The sequence below is a fragment of the Ideonella sp. B508-1 genome (assembly GCF_000333615.1).
Taxonomy (GTDB): domain Bacteria; phylum Pseudomonadota; class Gammaproteobacteria; order Burkholderiales; family Burkholderiaceae_C; genus Ideonella.
Map to the genome: position 1 here is coordinate 1 of NZ_BADL01000404.1, position 18607 is coordinate 18607.

Here is an 18607-nt window from a genome sequence, read left to right on the forward strand (position 1 = left end):
CTCGTCGTAACCGATGCGCACCCCCACCGAATCGGGCCAGCGGCTGGCCAGATCGCGGAATGCAGCTTCCATGCCGACATCCCCGCTGCCCAGCAGGGCGAACTGGCCGCCGCGGGCGGCCAGCTTGGGCAGGGTCTCCAGCACCAAATGCAGGCCCTTCTGCTCGGTCAGGCGGCTGACCACCACGAACAGCGGCACATCGGGCACCGGGGCCAGGCCCAGCAACTTCTGCAGCGCCGCCTTGTTGCGGGCCTGCCGCCCAGCTTCAGGCCGTCGAAGGGCGCGGCGATCAGCGGGTCCCGGGGCCGGGTTCCACACCGCGTCGTCCACGCCGTTCAGGATGCCGTGCAGCACCGCGCTGCGCCGGCGCAGCAGGCCATCCAGCCCCATGCCCTGCTCGGGCGACTGGATCTCCCGGGCATAGCTGGGGCTGACGGTGCTGATGCGGTCGGCATAGAACAGGCCGGCCTTCATGAAGTTCAACGCACCGTGGAACTCCAGGCCCTCCGGACTGTAGAAGTGCAGCGGCAGGCCCAGTTCGCCGAAGTGCCGGGCGTCGAAACTGCCCTGGTAGGCCAGGTTGTGGATGGTGAAGACCGAGGCCGCCGGCACGCCCATGGCCTTCATGCAGGCCGGTGCCAGCGCGGCGTGCCAGTCGTGGGCATGCACCAGCTCGGGCCGCCAGTAGGCGTCGACCCCGCCCGCCAGCTCGGCCGCGGCCCAGCCCAGCCGGGCAAAGCGCAGGTGGTTGTCGGCATAGGGCTGCTGCTGCGCATCGGCATAGGGCCCGCCGGGGCGCTGGTACAGCGTCGGGGCGTCGATCACGTAGGCCCAGCAGCCCACCGCCGGCAGCTCGCCATAGAGCAGACGGGCTCCGGGCACGGCGGCATGCGGGCCCAGCTCGCCCACCATCACCGGGTCCTTCAAACCCGCCATCACCGCCTCGAAGCCGGGCAGCAGCACCCGCACCTCCACACCCGCCCCCTGAAGCGCAGCCGGCAAGGCACCGGCCACATCGGCCAACCCGCCAGTCTTCAGCAGGGGAAAAATCTCGGCACAGACCTGCAAGACGCGCATGCGCCCTCCTTCTTCAGAGCTTGTCCAGCATGGCGCGGGTGACCAGCACCACGCCACCGGGGCTGCGGTAGAAGCGCTTGGCGTCCAGCTCCGCGTCCTCGCCGACCACCAGGCCTTCAGGCAGCTTGCAGCGGCGGTCGATCACCGCATTGCGGATGCGGCAGTGACGGTTGACCTGCACATCGGGCAGCACCACGGTGCGCTCCAGCTGGCTGTAGGAGCGTATCAGCACATTGGAGAACAGCACCGAGTTCAGCACCGTGGCCCCGGAGACGATGCAGCCGCCCGACACCAGCGAGTCGATGGCCTCGCCGCGGCGGCCGTCCTGGTTGTGCACGAACTTGGCCGGCGGCAGCTGCTCCTGGTAGGTCCAGACCGGCCAGTCCCGGTCGTACATGTTCAGCTCCGGCGTGGTGGAGGCCAAATCCAGGTTGGCCGCCCAGTAGGCGTCCACCGTGCCCACGTCGCGCCAGTAGGCCCGCGAGTACGGCGGGTTGGCGATGGCCGACATCGAGAACGGGTGCGCCAGGGCCTGGCCCTCGCTCACGGCCTTGGGGATGAGGTCCTTGCCGAAATCGTGGTCCGAGCCAGGATCGTTCGCATCCTCGTCGAGCAGGCGGTAGAGGTAGTCGGCGTTGAAGATGTAGATGCCCATGCTGGCCAGCGAGACCGCCGGGTTGCCCGGCATGGGCGGGGGATCGGCCGGCTTCTCGACGAAGCTGGTGATGTGGCGCTGCTCGTCCACCGCCATCACGCCGAAGCCGGTGGCCTCCGGGCGGGGCACCTCGATGCAGCCCACGGTGACGCCGCGCCCTCTGGCCACATGGTCGGCCAGCATGATGGAGTAGTCCATCTTGTAGACATGGTCGCCTGCCAGGATGACGACGTACTGCGGCTGCATGTCGCGCACGATGTCCAGGTTCTGCCAGACGGCGTCGGCCGTGCCGCGGTACCAGTCCACCTCGTTGACGCGCTGCTGGGCCGGCAGCAGGTCGACGAAGTCGCCCATCTCGCTGCGCATGAAGCTCCAGCCGCGCTGCAGGTGGCGCAGCAGCGAATGCGACTTGTACTGCGTGACCACGCCGATGCGGCGAAAGCCCGAGTTCACGCAGTTGGACAGCGCGAAGTCGATGATGCGGAACTTGCCACCGAAGTGCACCGCCGGCTTGGCCCGGTTGTCGGTGAGGTTCATCAGGCGCGAGCCACGCCCGCCGGCCAGCACCAGCGCCATGGTGCGCCGGGCCAGCCAGCGGGTCTCGGCACTGCGGTTGAGGTCCATCTCGTGTGTCTCCAGGAAGGTCAGGTCAGGCCACCGTGGGCGGTGGTCTCGGTCAGGGCGTGGCTGCACAGCAGCTGCACGCTGTGGGCGGGCACCGTGAAGGGGCCGGGCGGGTGCGGGCCCTCGGGCGGCTGGCCCAGGGCGTGGTGGCTGTCCAGGCGGCCGATCCAGACCGGCCCCCGGCTCAGTGGCGGCAGGGTGAACACGCGGTCCGCTCCGTCCGGGTTGAACAGCAGCAGGGATTCATGGTCCGCCCCCGGCGGGGCCAGCTGCATCATCAGGGCCCGGTCCTGCAGGTCGTGCCAGTCGGCCGCGGCCAGCGGGATGCCATCCGGGCGCAGCCAGCGCACGTCGGGCAGGCCGTCGGGGCCGGGCCGGCCGTGCAGCCAGAGGTCGCCGCGCAAGGCGGTGTCGCAGCGGCGCAGCCGCGTCAGCCGGGCGATGAAGACCGCCAGGCTGCGGCTCTCGGGCGCGGTCCAGTCCAGCCAGGTCAGTGCGCTGTCCTGGCAGTAGGCGTTGTTGTTGCCCTGCTGGCTGTGGCCCAGCTCATCGCCCATCAGCAGCATGGGCGTGCCGCGCGAGAGCAGCAGCGTGGCCAGCAGCGCCCGCTGCAAGCGCCCGCGCAGCGCCAGCACCGCCGGGTCGTGGCTGGGGCCTTCGGTGCCGCAGTTGCAGCTCAGGTTCTCGGCGTGGCCATCGCGGTTGCCCTCGCCATTGGCCAGGTTGTGGCGCTGGCTGTAGCTCAGCAGATCACGCAGGGTGAAGCCATCGTGCGCGGTGATGAAGTTCAGGCTGGCGGCCGGGCGGCGCGGGCGCTTGGGATCGTGGCGGAAGCGGTCGCTGGAGCCGGCCACGCGGTTGGCCAGCTCGGCCCGGTCGGCCCGCCGGTCCTCGGGGCGCAGCCAATAGGCGCGCCAGCCATCGCGGGCCTGGTCGTTCCATTCGAACCAGCCGACCGGGAAATGGCCCAGCTGGTAGCCCTCGGGCCCCAGGTCCCAGGGCTCGGCGATCATCAGGCAGCGCCGCAGCACCGGGTCGGTCTGCCAGGCCGCGAAGAAGGCCGCACCCGCGCTGTAGCGGCCCTGGTCGTCCCGGCCCAGCGCCGGAGCCAGGTCGAAGCGGAAGCCATCCACTCCATAGCTCTGCACCCAGTGACGCAGCGCGTCGATGACCATGCGCAGCACCATGGGCTCGCCCAGGTTCAGGGTGTTGCCGCAGCCGCTCCAGTCCAGGTAGGCGCCGGGCTGCTTCGGGTCGTGGCGGTACCAGTGGCGGTTGGCCAGGCCCTTGAGGCTCAGGCAGGGGCCCTGCAGGTCGGTTTCAGCGCTGTGGTTGAAGACCATGTCCAGCACCACCTCGAAGCCGGCCCGGCGCAGCGTGGCGATGGCCTGACGCAGCTCCTCGGCCGCGCTCAGCCCGCCCTGCCCGCTGGCATAGCGCGGCTCCGGCGCCATGAAGCCGATGGGCGTGTAGCCCCAGTGGTTGGACAGGCCCTGGCGCTGCAGCCGGGCCTCGTCGGCCCGGGCCTGCACCGGCATCAGCTCCAGCGTGGTCACACCCAGCTGCTTCCAGTGGGCGATCAAGGCCGGATGGGCCAGGCCGGCGTAGGTGCCGCGCAGGGCCTGGGGCACCTCGGGGTGCAGGGCCGTGGCGCTGCGCACATGCACCTCGGCCACCACCCGGTGGCCCAGCGGCACCGGCGGCACGTCCACCACCGGCGCGCGGGCCGGCGCCTGAACGCGGGCCTTGAGGGCGATGTCGCCGTTGTCCTGCGGATGGGGCCGGCGCGGATCGGCCGGGTCGAAGTCCAGGTAGCGGTCCAGCGCACCGGCATAGCGGCCCACCACCGCATGGGCGTAGGGGTCCAGCAGCAGGCGCTGGGGGTTGAAGCGCAGGCCTTGCGCCGGCTGCCAGGGGCCGGCCACCCGCCAGCCATAGACCTGGCCCGCGCCCACGCCGGGCACGGTGGCGTGCCAGATGCCCAGGTGGACATGGGGCACGGGCAGGCGCTGCAGTTCCTGGTGGCCGCTGTCGTCGAACAGGCACAGCCAGACGGCCTCGGCCTCCGGCGCCCAGACGGCGAACTGCACGCCACCGGCCACCGGGTGGGCGCCCAGGTGATGGGGGTCGCCCGGTGGCAGGGTGGGCTGCGGCTCGGCGTGGCGTGGGCTCACCCCGGCGCCCCTTGCCCGGCCTCGCCGGGCACCAGCATCACCGTGGCCAGTGGCGGCAGCGTCAGCCGCACCGAGGTCGGCCAGCCGTCGCTGGGCACGTCCTCCACCACCAGCGGCCCGGGCGAGACGCCGCTGCCGCCATAGACCACGTCGTCGGTGTTGATCAGCAGCGTCCAGCGCTGGCCGGCCGGCAGTGGCGGCAGGCCCAGGCGGTAGCCATGGGCCACATCGGGTGTGAAGTGGGCGATGACGACCACCCGCTGCCCATCGGTCGCGCCCGGCACGGCACGCCGCTCGCAGGCCAGCACCGAGTGGGCGGCATCGTCATGGCGCAGCCACTGGAAGCCGGCCGAGTCGTGGTCCAGCCGGTACAGCGCCGGATGGTGGCGCAGCACCAGGTTCAGGTCGCGCACCAGGCGCTGCAGGCCGGCGTGCGGCGCGTGGCCCAGCAACTGCCAGGGCAGGCCGGCTTCGGCGTTCCACTCTTCCCAGGGCCCGAACTCGTTGCCCATGAACAGCAGCTTCTTGCCGGGGTGGCCCCACATCCAGCCATAGGCGGCGCGCAGCGTGGCAAAGCGCTGCCAGGTGTCGCCCGGCATCTTGGCCACCAGCGAGCCCTTGCCGTGCACCACCTCGTCGTGCGAAAGCGGCAGCATGAAGTTCTCGCTGAAGGCGTACATCAGCGAGAAGCGCAGTTCGTCCTGGTGCCAACGGCGGTGGATGGGCTCGCGCGCCAGGTAGCGCAGCGTGTCGTTCATCCAGCCCATGTTCCACTTGAAGTGAAAGCCCAGGCCGCCGGACTGGACATCGTCGGACGGCGGTTTCGTCACGCCAGGGAACGCCGTGGACTCCTCGGCGATCATCATCGCGCCGGGGCGTTCGATGCCGATGGTGCGGTTGAGCCGGCGCAGGAACTCGATGGCCTCCAGGTTCTCTCGCCCGCCCCAGCGGTTGGGAATCCACTCGCCCTCGCGGCGGCTGTAGTCGCGGTAGAGCATGGAGGCCACGGCGTCCACCCGCAGGCCGTCGATGCCGAAGCGCTCGATCCAGTACAGCGCATTGCCGATCAGGAAGTTGCGCACCTCCACCCGGCCGTAGTTGTAGATCAGGGTGTTCCAGTCAGGGTGGTAGCCCTCGCGTTTGTCCTGGTGCTCGTACAGGCAGGTACCGTCGAACCAGGCCAGCCCGTGTTCGTCGGTGGGAAAGTGGGCCGGCACCCAGTCCAGGATGACGCCCAGGCCCGCTGCATGGGCCGCGTCGACGAAGGCCTTGAATTCCTCGGGCCGGCCGAAGCGCGCGGTGGGCGCGAACAGGCCCACCGGCTGGTAGCCCCAGGAGCCGTCGAAGGGGTGCTCCTGCACCGGCATCAGCTCCAGGTGGGTGAAGCCCATCTCCACTGCGTAGGGGATGAGCTGCTCGGCCAGCTCGGTGTAGCTCAGCCAGCGGCCGTCCGGCCCGCGCCGCCAGGAGCCCAGGTGCACCTCGTAGATGCTGATCGGGGCATCCAGCGCATTGGCCTGCGCCCGCGCGGCGTCGTGCGGCACACCCGCGGGCAGGCGCTGCACGATGCAGGCGGTGCCCGGTCGCAGCTCGGCCCGGTTGGCGTAGGGGTCGGCCTTCTGGCGCATCACGCCGTCGCGGCCCAGCACCTCGAAGCGGTAGTAATCGCCCTCGGCCGCATGGGGCACGAAGAGGTCCCAGATGCCCGCCCCCGGGTGCAGGCGCATGGGGTGGCGGCGGCCATCCCACTGGTTGAAGCTGCCCACCACCGACACCCGCATGGCCGAGGGTGCCCAGACGGCAAAACGCACGCCGGCCACGCCCTCCACCACCAGGGGGTGGGCGCCCAGGGCCTCGTAGGGGCGCAGGTGGGTGCCTTCGGCCAGCCACCACAGCTCGGCGCCGCGCAGCTGGCTGTCGAAGCGGTAGGCGTCCTCCATCGTGACCGGCCCCTGGCCCCAGTCCACCCGCAGGCGGTAGGTGCCCGGCAGCCGGGGCAGCTGGACGCACCACAGGTCCGAGCCGGGCACCTGGGCCAGTTCGGCCACCCAGCGGTCCTCGGCGTCGGTGACGGCCACCTGGCGGGCCCCCGGCAGCAGCACCCGCAGCGCCGTGCCCTCGCGGTCGGTGTGCGGGCCCAGGACCGAGAAGGGATCCCCGTGCTCGGCATTCTGCAGGGCCTGGACGGTGGCCGGGTCGGGCGCGCCGTGCGGAGTTCCTTGGGCGAGGGGCGGCATGCGGGGGCTTTCAGGCAATCAACGGGTGGCCACGGCCGCGCTGTGTGCGGGCAGGTGCCAGCCGCGTCCATCGGGGCTGAGCTGGGCGGCGGGCAGCGGGGCCCCGGGCAGCGCCGACAGCCCTCCCAGGGTGTCGGGCAAGGCCAGGTCCAGGGCGCGCCCGCCGAGATTGAAGGCCAGCACGATGGGGGCGTGGCCGGGCAGTCGCCGCTCGAACAACAGGGCCTGCCGGCCGGGGGCATGGTGGAAGTGGATCTCGCCCTGGCGCAGCACCGCGCTGCGGCCACGCCAGGCCAGCAGGGCCCGCGCCTGGGCCAGCACGCTGGCCGGGTCGGCCTCCTGCACGTCCACGGCCCGCAGTGCATGGCCCTGGCCCAGAGGCAGCCAGGGCTCGGCGCCGGTGTTGAAGCCAGCATTCAGGGCGTCGCGCCACCAGGGCATGGGCGTGCGGCAGCCGTCGCGGCCCTTGAAGCGCGGCCAGAAGGCCTTGCCATACGGGTCCTGCAGACGCTCAAAGGGGATGTCGGCCTCGGGCAAGCCCAGTTCCTCGCCCTGGTACAGGCAGACGCTGCCCTTGAGCGTGAGCAGCAGGGCCAGCAGGGTGACCGAGAGCGCATCGTCGGGCTGGCCGTGCGGGGCCCAGCGGGTGGCCACCCGGGGCACGTCGTGGTTGGACAAGGCCCAGCAGCCCCAGCCGCCGGTGCGGGCCAGCTCGGCCTCCAGCCCCTGCACCTGTTCGCGGATGTGGATGCCCGAGGCTTCGGGTGTGAGCAAGGCAAAGCTGTAGGCCATGTGCAGGCGCTTGCCGGCCTCGGTGTAGTCAGCCATCACCGGCAGCGGGTGCTCGTCGCCCACCTCGCCGATGCTGGCGGCGCCGAACTCGTCCAGCACGGCCCTCAAGCGCTCCAGGAAGACCAGGTTCTCCGGCTGGGTCTTGTCGTGCAGGTGGCGCTGCATGGCGTAGGGGTTGTCCGGCCGCACGGTGCTGACGCCGGCCTGCTCGTCGGCCGTGGCGGGCGGGTTGCTGCGCAGCGCCCGGTCGTGGAACTGGTGGTTGCAGGCGTCGAAGCGAAAGCCGTCCACCCCGCGTTCGCACCAGAAGCGCACCTCGCCGAGCAGGGCCTCCTGCACGTCGGGGTGGTGAAAGTTCAGGTCGGCCTGGCTGGCCAGGAAGCTGTGCAGGTAGTACTGCCGGCGCTGGCTGTCCCACTGCCAGGCCGGGCCGCCGAAGACGCTCAGCCAGTTGTTGGGCGGCGTGCCGTCGGGCTGGGGGTCGGCCCAGACATACCAGTCGGCCCGGGGGTGGTCGCGGCTGGAGCGGCTGTCCTGGAACCAGGCGTGCTCGGTGGAGGTGTGGGAGAGCACCTGGTCGATCATCACCTTCAGCCCCAGCGCATGGGCCTGGGCGATCAGGGCGTCGAAATCGGCCAGGGTGCCGAACAGCGGGTCCACCTGGCGGTAGTCGGCCACGTCGTAGCCGAAGTCGGCCATCGGCGACTTGAAGAAGGGCGAGATCCAGACCGCATCGACCCCCAGGTGGGCCACATAGGGCAGGTGGGCGGTGATGCCGCGCAGATCCCCCACGCCATCGTTGTTGCTGTCGGCGAAGCTGCGGGGGTAGATCTGGTAGATGACCGCGCCACGCCACCAGTCCTCGCGCGCCGCCCGCCCGGCCGTGGGGACGGTGGGGGCGACGGCGGTGGGGGCTGGCATGCGCGGTCCTTTCCGGGCTCAGGGAACATCCGGATGGCCCGGACAGACCGATCTTGCCTCAGGCCCGTGACAGCACCAAGCCCCGGCGTGGCAGAGATGCACCGCGCTGGTGATCGGCTTTCCCATGGCACCCCGCTTGCTGGATACTGGCCCGATGGCTGCGCGCGCCGCGCCCGGCCGCTGGAGAACCGGATGGAACTGACCCCCCGCGAGAAAGACAAGCTGCTGATCTTCACCGCCGCCCTGCTGGCCGAGCGCCGCCTGGCCCGGGGCCTGAAGCTCAACTACCCCGAGGCCGTGGCCCTGATCACCGCCGCCATCATGGAAGGCGCCCGCGACGGCAAGACCGTGGCCGCCCTGATGAGCGAAGGCAAGACCGTGCTGCAGCGCAGCCAGGTGATGGACGGCGTGGCCGAGATGATCCCCGAGATCCAGGTGGAGGCCACCTTCCCCGATGGCACCAAGCTGGTCACCGTGCACCAGCCCATCGCCTGACCGACGGCCCGCGCACCCTGGCGGTGCGCGCCCTCCCCCCACTTCTTCGCCCCACACCATGATCCCTGGAGAACTCATCACCGACGATGGCGAGCTGGAGGTCAACCCCGGCCGCCGCACCCTCACCCTGGTGGTGGAAAACGCCAGCGACCGGCCCATCCAGGTCGGCTCGCACTACCACTTTGCCGAAACCAATGCCGGCCTGCGCTTCGACCGCGAGGCCGCCCGCGGCATGCGCTTGAACATCGCCAGCGGCACGGCCGTGCGCTTCGAGCCCGGCCAGCAGCGCACTGTGGAACTGGTGGACTACGCCGGCAGCCGCACCGTCTACGGCTTCCGCGGCCTCGTGCAAGGAGCCCTCTGACATGAGCACCCTGGGCAAACGCGCCTACGCCGAAATGTTCGGCCCCACCGTGGGCGACCGCCTGCGCCTGGCCGACACCGACCTGATCCTGGAAGTCGAGCAGGACTTCACCCTGAAGGCCGGCGGCTACGGCGAGGAAGTGAAGTTCGGCGGCGGCAAGACCATCCGCGACGGCATGGGCCAGAGCCAGGTCGTCAACGGCCCCGGCCCGCACGAGGCCTGCGACTGCGTGGTCACCAACGCCGTCATCCTGGACCACTGGGGCATCGTCAAGGCCGACATCGGCATCAAGGGCCAGCGCATCGTGGCCATCGGCAAGGCCGGCAACCCCGACGTGCAGCCGGGCGTGGACATCGTCATCGGCCCGGGCACCGAGATCATCGCCGGTGAGGGCATGATCGTCACCGCTGGCGCCATCGACACCCACATCCACTTCATCTGCCCGCAGCAGATCGAGGAGGCCCTGGCCAGCGGCGTGACCACCATGATCGGTGGCGGCACCGGCCCGGCCACCGGCACCTTCGCCACCACCTGCACCCCGGGGCCGGAGAACCTGCGCCGCATGCTGGAGGCGGCCGACGCCTTCCCGATGAACCTGGGCTTCCTGGGCAAGGGCAACGCCAGCCGGCCCGAGGCCCTGCGCCAGCAGGTGGAGGCCGGCGCCATCGGCCTGAAGCTGCACGAGGACTGGGGCACCACCCCGGCGGCCATCGACTGCTGCCTGAGCGTGGCGGAAGAGACCGACGTGCAGGTGGCCATCCACACCGACACGCTCAACGAGAGCGGCTTCGTGGAGGACACCATCGCCGCCTTCAAGGGCCGCACCATCCACAGCTTCCACACCGAGGGCGCGGGCGGCGGCCACGCGCCGGACATCATGAGGGTGGTGGGCGAGGCCAATGTGCTGCCCAGCTCCACCAACCCCACGCGCCCGTTCACGGTCAACACGCTGGACGAGCACCTGGACATGCTGATGGTGTGCCACCACCTCGATGCGTCGATCGCCGAGGATCTGGCCTTTGCCGAGAGCCGCATCCGCCGCGAGACCATCGCCGCCGAGGACATCCTGCACGACCTGGGCGCGATCAGCATGTTCAGCTCCGACAGCCAGGCCATGGGCCGGGTCGGCGAGGTGATCATCCGCTGCTGGCAGACGGCCCACAAGATGAAGGCCCAGCGCGGCAAATTGCCGGATGACCCCGCCCGCAGCGACAACGCCCGGCTCAAGCGCTACATCGCCAAGCTGACCATCAACCCCGCGCTGGCCCATGGCATCGGCCACGAGGTGGGCAGCGTGGCCGTGGGCAAGTGGGCCGACCTGGTGTTCTGGAAGCCGGCCTTCTTCGGCGTCAAGCCCAGCCTGGTGCTCAAGGGCGGCTTCATCGCCATGGCCGCCATGGGCGACCCCAACGCCAGCATCCCCACCCCGCAGCCGGTGCACTACCGCCCGCAGTTCGGCGCCTTCGGCGGCGCCCTCTCGCGCGGCTCGCTCACCTTCGTCAGCCAGGCGGCGCTGAAGAACGGCGCCGCCGAGGGCTACGGCCTGCACAAGCACCTGGCCGCCGTGAAGGGCTGCCGCAGCATCAACAAGGCCGGCATGGTGCACAACCACTACGCCCCGGTGATGGAGATCGACGCCCAGACCTACGCCGTGCGCGCCGATGGCCAGCTGCTGACCTGCGAGCCGGCCACGGTGCTGCCGATGGCGCAGCGGTATTTCTTGTTTTAAGAGGCCCACAAGGGGGCGGCCGACTCACGCCCCCCCGCCTCATGCCCAGCAGGCATTTGACCTCGGCAGGCCTGCCCGGCACTCGGTGTCGGCTGTCCTGAAGGTCAACCGTCCTCCCTGCCGATGCCCGTCCAATCGGTGTTGTGCTGGGTCTGATGCCGCAGACGGGCCAAGCCCTCCATGAGGGGGCCAGCAGCGGAAGGCGATTCACACGGCGGCAACAGCAATGCGAAAACGCATGGTTTCCGCCTTACAGTCCTGACATGAAACTTGTCGGACTGTCCGTTGTGGTCGTGGCACTGGCTGGCGTCATCTCCCCATGAGCCTGAATCGCGCACCTGGTCCTGGATGGTCATTTTCAGCACAAAACCAAAATGAAGACCATCCTCTTCTGCACAAGCTACATTAATACACCAAAATCCTGGAAGACCAGATACAAGAGGTGGCTGAATTACTACCGATCCAGCCACCTCCATTCAGACATCATCCTCATGATCGACGATGGCGCGACCTACACACCCGCGGATCACGACCTTACCATCGCCTTGGAAGATTCCTCTCTACCAAAAGATTACAGCGGCACCCTACTTTACAGGTTCAAGAATCGGCTGGGGCGAAGCAGTCTGATAGATTACCCCGGCTGGTGGCGAAGCTTCCTGAAGTCCGCAGAACTGGCAGATTATCTTGGCGCGGACAAAATCATTCACATCGAATCGGATGCTTTCCTGCTCAGCGGGCGCATCGTCGACCTCTTGAACAACATCACCACCGGCTGGCATGTGATGTGGTCCCAGCACTACCAGTTTCCGGAAACAGCCATTCAAGTCATCTGCCGGGATCAGTTCCAGGCAATGAAGGATTTCAAGAGGCGGCACGAATCTGAAAAAATATCCGATATTGCCGAGAATATTCTACCTTTCACACACATCCATCGAGAATTCATCGGGGACCGCTACAGCGAATTCGGAAGAAGTCGGCGCGGAATATTTCGATCCCGAAAATTCGATCGATTCAAAATATTCTGGAACAACAAAATATTCAAATACATGCCCTTGGATGCCGACTTCGCCACACAAGTGGAGGCTCAGCAAGAGGTTTCTCAACGCTTCCGCGACCCGGCTTTGAAGCAAATATCTGATCGTTGATCAAGACCTGGAAATCAGCCACACTTGATACAGCCACAGTTGGCGGCGCAGTGGCGTGAACACTGCAGGATTCCAGACATGACCCCACGACGCATTGGGCTGATCGGTGACCGCAACGACGACATCGTCGCGCACCGGGCCATTCCGGGAGCCCTGGCCCTGGCGACGGAAGCCACAGGAATGCCTGTCCGCTTCGAGTGGCTGCCCACCGAAGCCATCACCTCGCCGGAGCCACTGAGCCACCTGGATGGACTGTGGTGCGTGCCCGGCAGCCCCTATCAGAGCATGGACGGTGCCCTGTTGGGCATTCGCCATGCGCGCGAAAGCGGCACGCCCTTTCTGGGCACCTGTGGCGGGTTCCAGCACGCGGTGGTGGAGTACGCCCGCCACGTGCTGGATTGGACCGATGCCGACCACGGTGAAACGGCCTCGGACGCCGCCCGCTGGGTGATCGCCCCCCTCGCCTGTGCCCTGGTCGACACCACAAACCAGGTCCGACTGACACCCGGCAGCCGCATGGCCGCTGCTTATGGCGCAAGCCAAGCCACCGAGGGCTACCACTGCCGCTATGGGCTGAACCCGGACTTTCAGGCGCAGCTGACGGCGGGGCCGCTGCGCGCGACCGCCCACGACGAGACCGGTGAAGTCCGTGCCATCGAGCTGGAGGGCCACCCCTTCTTCGTGGCCACCTTGTTCCAACCCGAGCGTGCAGCGCTTGTCGGTCAGGTGCCACCGCTGGTAAAGGCCTTCCTACAGGCCTGCGCCGGCTCGGCCTCTGCGTGACCGTTGGCGAGGATGGACCCCATGCTGTTCGCCGTTCTCTTCACCGACAAGCCCGGCCAGGGCGCGCTGCGCGCCGAGCAGTTGCAGGCGCACATCGACTGGGTGAACCGGCACAAGGCCACGGTGCTGCCGATGGCGCAGCGGTATTTCTTGTTCTGAGGAGGATGTGGCGAATTGACCTCGGGCCTTTCCGATTCGAAACCTGAGCACACGTCTTCCGACGTGTTCCTCACCACGGCCGACCTGTCCGCCTCTGGTCTCTTCCCCGCTGCCTCAGCCCACACCTCCTATGGAGACGGCCCCCAAACATGAGACACCTTGCACTGGCAGCCCTGGTCGCACTGCAGATCACAGGCTGCTCCAGCCCCCCATCTCGCCCCCCCAGTCCGCCTCCTCAACTCGAAACGCCGGCCCGAGGGCAGGCTCTGCTCTATCTCTTTCGGCCTCAGATCGATCAGATACGCATGAGCGACTCACCGGAGATCTCATTGGATGGGGTAACCATTGCTCACCTCCCTCATGCAAGCTACATCGTCATCCCCCTTGCATCAGGAAAACACCGTCTCAAACTGTCTCCATCTGCCGGTGAGCCCGCTCTCTGGAACTCTGGATCGAGCTTTGAAACAACGGCGGATCAGCGGTACTTTGTCGCGGTGTGGCACACCGATCAGCCGACTCCGAGCAGATTCAACCTGCCCTTGCAGGTTCGCGGCGCGCTGATCTTGATCCCCATGGGGGGCACCAGTAGCGGAAGCAACAGCGTGACCCTCGAACAGGTTGATGAAGGCACCGCGTTATTCGGACTCACCGACCTGAACAGGGTCTCAACGCAATCATCGAGCGCCGCCGAATCTCGATAGATCAAGACGGCAAGGGGCCCGTATGCTCACGAGCATGCGTGAAGCACGTACTGCCGCCGGATCGACCCGACGCTCCTTTCCCCCTGTCCCAGGAAGCCCCACATGACCATCGCGCTGAACAAGGACGCACGCAAGGAGGCGATCGCCTCCATCGAGCGCTACTTCCAGGAGAACATGGACGAGCGCATCGGCAACATCGCGGCGGGTGCCCTGCTCGGCTTTTTTCTGGAGGAGATCGGCCCCACGATCTACAACCAGGCGGTCGCGGATGTCCAGGAGCGGCTGCAGGCCCGGGTGATGGAGCTGGACATCGAGATCCACGAGGACGAGTTCCAGTACTGGCGCAAGTTCGACCGCGAGGTCAAAGGCCGGCGGTGAGACTTCGATGCGCCGGCCATGATCTGTCCTTGAAAATCGCCGCACCCCTTTCCACCCCCTGACCGCATACGCCCCATGCTGCTCGGCCACACCCTGCTCGGTTCCGGTCCTTCGCCGGTGGTGGTCATGCACGAATGGCTGGGCGACAGCAGCAACTACGACGCGCTGCACCCCTACCTGGACACCGCGGCGCATCGCTTCTGCTTTGCCGACCTCCGGGGCTATGGTCGGTCCATGGCGCAGGCGGGTGACCACACCCTCGACGAGGCCTGCCAGGACATCCTGGCCTTGGCCGACGCGCTGGAGGCGCCGCGCTTCCACCTGATCGGCCACTCCATGTCGGCCCTGATCGCCCAGCGCATCGCCTGGCTGGCACCCACCCGGGTCCGCTCCCTGGTCGCCATCACGCCCGTCTTTGCCGCAGGCTTCCCGGCCGATGACGCGACACGGGCGCAACTGCGGGCCGTGGCCACCGAGGACGATGCCGCGCGCGCAGCCATTGCCGCGCGCACCGGCCACCGCCACACCCGCCCGTGGCTGGACTTCAAGCTGAACAAGTCGCGCCAGCGCTCCACCGAGCCGGCGCGCATCGGCTACCTGCAGATGTTCACCGGTACCGACTTCCAGCGCGACATGCAGGGCTGGCCCACGCCCATGCTGGTGCTGCACGGCGAGCACGACATCCCGGTGTACCGGGAGGATGCGCTGCGCCGCAGCTTCGGCGCCTGTTACCCGAACGTGCGCTTTGAACAGGTGAGCAACGCAGGCCACTACCCGATGCTGGAGACGCCCGTCTTCCTGGCTTCGCGCATCAACAGCTTTCTGGCGGAACAGGAGGCCTCCTGAAGGCACCCTGACCGACCAATGGCCATCCGGCCCCCCGCCAGGGCCTCATCGCGTGACACCCACCTGAGAAACCCATGCCCGACCGCCCCGCCTTCATCGTCTCCGCCGACAGCCTCCCGGAGTACGCCCACGTCTACCCCCAGAGCACCGAGGCCATGGGCCCCACCCGCAGCCTGGGCGCCGCGGCGGGCCTGCAGCGCATCGGCATCAACCTGCAGCGCCTGCCGCCGGGCACGCGCTCGTCCTGGCCCCATGCCGAATCGGACGAGGAGGAATTCGTCTATGTGATCGAGGGCGAGGTACAGGCCTGGATCGATGGGCACCTCCACCCGATGAAGGCGGGTGACCTGGCAGCCTTCCCCGCAGGCACCGGCATCTCGCACTGTTTCATCAACAACGGCGAACGCGAGGCCCTGCTGCTGGTGGGTGGCGACGTGGCCCGCGCCAGCAACCGGATCTTCTACCCGCTCAACCCCACCCGCCAGCAGGATCTTCCCCCGGCGCTGTGGTGGCACGACGTGCCGGCGCACGAGCAAGGCCCCCACGATGGCCTGCCGGATGCGCTGCGGGAGTCGACGCCCAGCGCAGACGCCTGATCTCAGAATCGGCCTCAGAATCAGCGGATGCGTCGTCTTCTGCCTCTCGCCGCCGCCCTCCTGGCCTTGCTGCTCGGCATTTACTGGTATGCCTCGCCCTACCTCGCGCTGCGCAGCATGCAGGCCGCCGCCCAGGCCCATGACGCCGAGCGCCTGAACGCCCATGTGGACTACCCCCGCCTGCGGGAGAGCCTGAAAGGCCAGTTCTCGGCCCGGCTGGCACGCGAGCTCGGCGGCGATGCCGGCAGCCGCGACGCCTTGGGACAGCTGGGCGCGGCCCTGGGCACCACCCTGGGCATGGCCCTGGGCGACAGACTGATCGACGCTCTGGTCCAACCCGACATGGTGATGCAGGCGCTGACCGATGCTCAGCTGCGACCACGGACCGGGCATGACGCCCCGAACGACGGCACCGCCCCGTCCCCATCGGTCACCTGGACATCCGAGCGGGAGGGACTGAACACGTTGAAAGTCCATGGTCATCGCCTGAAGGACGCCCCGGACCAGCGCCTGACCCTGGTGTTCGAGCGCAGCGGCTTTGCCGACTGGAAGCTCGTGGCCATGGAGCTGCCGCCACAAACGCGGCCCTGATGCCGCTGGCCTCCGTACACTCCCCCATCGCCCGCCACCGGCCAGGTCCACCATGTTCGGAGCCTTCTTCCACCCCCGCCCCGTCGGCCGCCAACAACCCGTCGCCGAACTGACTGTGCGCATGCCGGCGGCCCCGTCGTCCGCGCTTCAGGTCAATGCCTGGCTGGTGGCCCCACCGGCGGAGCGGCCGGACACCACTGCCTCCACGACAACGGACTCAGGTTCAGTTGATACGTCCGCGTCTTCCGTGGTCATCCTCAGGAGCACGTGAATCACGGGTGCCGCCGCATGCGCATCGACACCCCCACCGAGGCCGACATCCCGGACCTGGCCCGCGTTCATGTGCAGTCCTGGCAGGCCGCCTACGCCGGGCTGCTGGACGCGGCCTACCTGGCGGGCCTCTCGGTGCAGGAGCGGATGCTGAGCTGGCAGCGCATCCTGGCCGCGGGGGAATCGAGCACCTGGGTGGCCCGTGACGAGGCGGGACGGGTGCAGGCCTTCCTCAGCCATGGCCCTTGCCGGGACCGGGGCGCGCCGCCGGACCGCGCGGAGATCTGGGCCCTCTACGCCCACCCGGACGTGTGGGGACGTGGCGCCGGCCGGCGCCTGATGGACTGCGCGCTGCACACCCTGCGCATGCAGGGCATGGCCAGCGTGTCCCTGTGGGTGCTGCGGGGCAATCGCCGCGGCATCCGCTTCTATGAAGCAGCCGGCTTTGCCGAGGTGCCGGGCGGCGTACAACGCTTTGAGCTGGGCGGACGTCCCGTGGAGGAACTGGCCATGCTGCGCTTTCTGACAGAGGCCTCAAGCCCTTCGCAGCCCCGGTGAAGCCCGCGTGCCTGCGCCAAGCATGCCGGCCCTGGTGCTGCCACAAAGCAAACCCCCATAAGGCCCGGAAGAATTCGAGGCCACCGCAGGGCGGTGTTCATCGTTCTCAAGGGAGAGCATTCATCCCTTCCGCGCACCAGGCAACATGAACGAAGAACTCCCTGCCCTGCCCCAGCTGACCCTGGGCCGCTATCGCCACTACAAGGGGGGCGAATACGAAGTGATCGGCCTGGCCCGCCACAGCGAAGACCTCTCGCCCCTGGTGGTGTACCGGCCCCTTTACAACGCCAGCGGATGGTGGGTCCGGCCCTACGCCATGTTCGTCGAGCAGGTCCAGGTGGACGGGCAGTGGCAGCCACGCTTCGCTCCTCTGGACGAGCCCGCCCCTCCAGCCCAATCGCTTTGACGCGGATGCGCAGCCCGCGCATCATGCTCCGCTCTGCCCAGGAGAGACCATGCCACTGACCGACGCCGCCGACACCGACCTCGTGCTCTACACCCACCCCTGGTCGCGCGGACAGATCGCGCGCTGGATGCTGGAGGAAGTGGGCGCGCCCTACCGGCATGTGCTGCTGGACTTCGGCAGCACCATGAAGGCCCCGGACTACCTGGCCCTGAACCCGCTGGGCAAGGTGCCCACCGTGGTGCACCGTGGGCAGGTGGTGACGGAATGCGCCGCCATCTGCGCCTATTTGGCCGACGCCTTTCCCGCCGCGGGACTGGCCCCCGCCCCGACCGAGCGGGCCGCCTATTACCGCTGGCTCTTCTTCGCGGCCGGGCCGTTGGAAGCGGCCATCATGGACCGCGCACTCAAGGTGGAACTGACCCCACGCCAGGAGGTGATGGTGGGCTATGGCAGCTACGAGCGTGCCCTGGAAGTGATCGCCAGCGCGGTCAGCGCGGGCCCCTATGTGGCCGGCCCGGGCTTCACCGCGGCCGACGTCTACGTGGGTGCCCACCTCATCTGGGGCATGCAGTTCGGCACGCTGCCCAAGCGACCCGAGTTCGAGGACTACGCCGCGCGTCTGGTGCAGCGCCCGGCCTACACCGCCACCAAGGCCTTCGACGAGGCCCTGGGCCAGGCCCTGCAGGCCAAGGGCTGAACCGTGCCATGCGCTGGCTGGAGCCCCGCAAGCCGCCGCTGCCGGCGGTGAGCCACGGAGCTGTTCAAGGCGCTTGCCCCGAGGACATGGCCCGCATGCGCGCCTCGATGTCGTCTTCGCTCATGGGCGCCGAGGCCGCCGGGGCCGCACCGGGGGCCTGAGCCGCCGGTGCGGCGTCCAGCCCGTGCACCGAGGCCGGCCAGCAGAACACCAGCGCCATGCACAGCACCTGCACCCCCAGATAGGGCGCCAGGCCGCGCCACAGCGCCCAGGTGCCGATGGAAGGCCCCTGGAGGCGGGCCAGCATCACCGCATAGCCCATGGGCGGCCACAGAAAGCTGGCCTGCAGCACCAGCAGCAGCAAGACGCCGGCCTGCTGGGCATCGCCCAGCCGGTCGATCAAGGCCGG

Annotated in this window: 19 protein-coding genes and 1 pseudogene; 14 read left to right on the forward strand and 6 right to left on the reverse strand. The window is 68.7% G+C overall.

Translation table 11 applies throughout. From position 1 onward, the window contains the following. The 5 genes from glgA to I73_RS16705 all read right to left on the reverse strand — a co-directional run. A partial coding sequence (glgA, locus tag I73_RS16685) for a glycogen synthase GlgA (RefSeq protein ID WP_022981662.1) occupies positions 1-1077 on the reverse strand: 1077 nt, incomplete at its 3' end. 13 nt (positions 1078-1090) lie between these two features. Then, positions 1091-2356, reverse strand: coding sequence for a glucose-1-phosphate adenylyltransferase (gene glgC / locus I73_RS16690; RefSeq protein ID WP_022981663.1), 1266 nt, complete (start codon positions 2354-2356; stop codon positions 1091-1093). A 20-nt stretch (positions 2357-2376) separates the two neighbouring features. Then, a complete protein-coding gene (gene glgX / locus I73_RS28525; RefSeq protein WP_022981664.1) occupies positions 2377-4530 on the reverse strand; it encodes a glycogen debranching protein GlgX in 2154 nt (717 codons plus the stop codon). Then, a complete protein-coding gene (gene glgB, locus I73_RS16700; protein ID WP_022981665.1) occupies positions 4527-6767 on the reverse strand; it encodes a 1,4-alpha-glucan branching protein GlgB in 2241 nt (746 codons plus the stop codon). Before glgB ends, glgX begins: the two co-directional genes overlap by 4 nt. A gap of 18 nt (positions 6768-6785) precedes the next feature. Then, the gene (locus I73_RS16705) at positions 6786-8480 is read right to left on the reverse strand and encodes an alpha-amylase family glycosyl hydrolase (RefSeq protein ID WP_022981666.1); all 1695 of its coding nucleotides are present in this window, start codon (positions 8478-8480) and stop codon (positions 6786-6788) included. Between the two features lie 192 nt (positions 8481-8672). On the opposite strand from I73_RS16705, the gene I73_RS16710 reads away from it, so the two are divergent. The 14 genes from I73_RS16710 (at position 8673) to I73_RS16770 (ending at position 18198) form a co-directional block, all read left to right on the forward strand. Next, complete coding sequence (locus tag I73_RS16710; RefSeq protein WP_022981667.1) at positions 8673-8975, forward strand: urease subunit gamma; 303 nt, start codon at positions 8673-8675, stop codon at positions 8973-8975. 58 nt (positions 8976-9033) lie between these two features. Beyond that, on the forward strand, positions 9034-9339 hold the full coding sequence (locus tag I73_RS16715) for an urease subunit beta (RefSeq protein ID WP_022981668.1): 306 nt from the start codon (positions 9034-9036) through the stop codon (positions 9337-9339). 1 nt (position 9340) lies between these two features. Beyond that, positions 9341-11068, forward strand: coding sequence for an urease subunit alpha (gene ureC, locus I73_RS16720; RefSeq protein ID WP_022981669.1), 1728 nt, complete (start codon positions 9341-9343; stop codon positions 11066-11068). Positions 11069-11442: 374 nt separating this feature from the next. Continuing rightward, positions 11443-12213, forward strand: coding sequence for a hypothetical protein (locus I73_RS16725; RefSeq protein ID WP_148289822.1), 771 nt, complete (start codon positions 11443-11445; stop codon positions 12211-12213). Between the two features lie 78 nt (positions 12214-12291). Then, entirely contained in the window at positions 12292-12996 is a 705-nt protein-coding gene (locus I73_RS16730; RefSeq protein ID WP_022981671.1) for a CTP synthase, read from the forward strand. 21 nt (positions 12997-13017) lie between these two features. After that, on the forward strand, positions 13018-13155 hold the full coding sequence (locus tag I73_RS33275; protein WP_022981672.1) for a hypothetical protein: 138 nt from the start codon (positions 13018-13020) through the stop codon (positions 13153-13155). A 305-nt stretch (positions 13156-13460) separates the two neighbouring features. Further along, positions 13461-13856: a hypothetical protein gene (locus I73_RS32710; RefSeq protein WP_148289823.1), complete on the forward strand. Its 396-nt coding sequence runs from the start codon at positions 13461-13463 to the stop codon at positions 13854-13856. Between the two features lie 102 nt (positions 13857-13958). Beyond that, the gene (locus I73_RS16740; protein WP_022981673.1) at positions 13959-14234 is read left to right on the forward strand and encodes a DUF2164 domain-containing protein; all 276 of its coding nucleotides are present in this window, start codon (positions 13959-13961) and stop codon (positions 14232-14234) included. A 75-nt stretch (positions 14235-14309) separates the two neighbouring features. Further along, positions 14310-15080, forward strand: a complete 771-nt coding sequence (locus I73_RS16745; protein WP_022981674.1) for an alpha/beta fold hydrolase — start codon at positions 14310-14312, stop codon at positions 15078-15080. Between the two features lie 74 nt (positions 15081-15154). Beyond that, positions 15155-15676 (forward strand): cupin domain-containing protein, encoded by a 522-nt coding sequence (locus I73_RS16750; protein WP_022981675.1) that lies wholly within the window; start codon positions 15155-15157, stop codon positions 15674-15676. A 27-nt stretch (positions 15677-15703) separates the two neighbouring features. Continuing rightward, the gene (locus I73_RS31000) at positions 15704-16267 is read left to right on the forward strand and encodes a DUF2939 domain-containing protein (protein ID WP_022981676.1); all 564 of its coding nucleotides are present in this window, start codon (positions 15704-15706) and stop codon (positions 16265-16267) included. Between the two features lie 288 nt (positions 16268-16555). After that, positions 16556-17095, forward strand: coding sequence for a GNAT family N-acetyltransferase (locus I73_RS16760; protein WP_022981677.1), 540 nt, complete (start codon positions 16556-16558; stop codon positions 17093-17095). 145 nt (positions 17096-17240) lie between these two features. Beyond that, entirely contained in the window at positions 17241-17501 is a 261-nt protein-coding gene (locus I73_RS16765) for a DUF1653 domain-containing protein (protein ID WP_022981678.1), read from the forward strand. A gap of 49 nt (positions 17502-17550) precedes the next feature. Beyond that, a complete protein-coding gene (locus I73_RS16770; protein WP_022981679.1) occupies positions 17551-18198 on the forward strand; it encodes a glutathione S-transferase family protein in 648 nt (215 codons plus the stop codon). Positions 18199-18262: 64 nt separating this feature from the next. On the opposite strand, the pseudogene I73_RS16775 reads toward I73_RS16770, so the two are convergent. Next, positions 18263-18607: pseudogene (locus I73_RS16775) on the reverse strand (TRAP transporter large permease subunit); the annotation flags it as partial.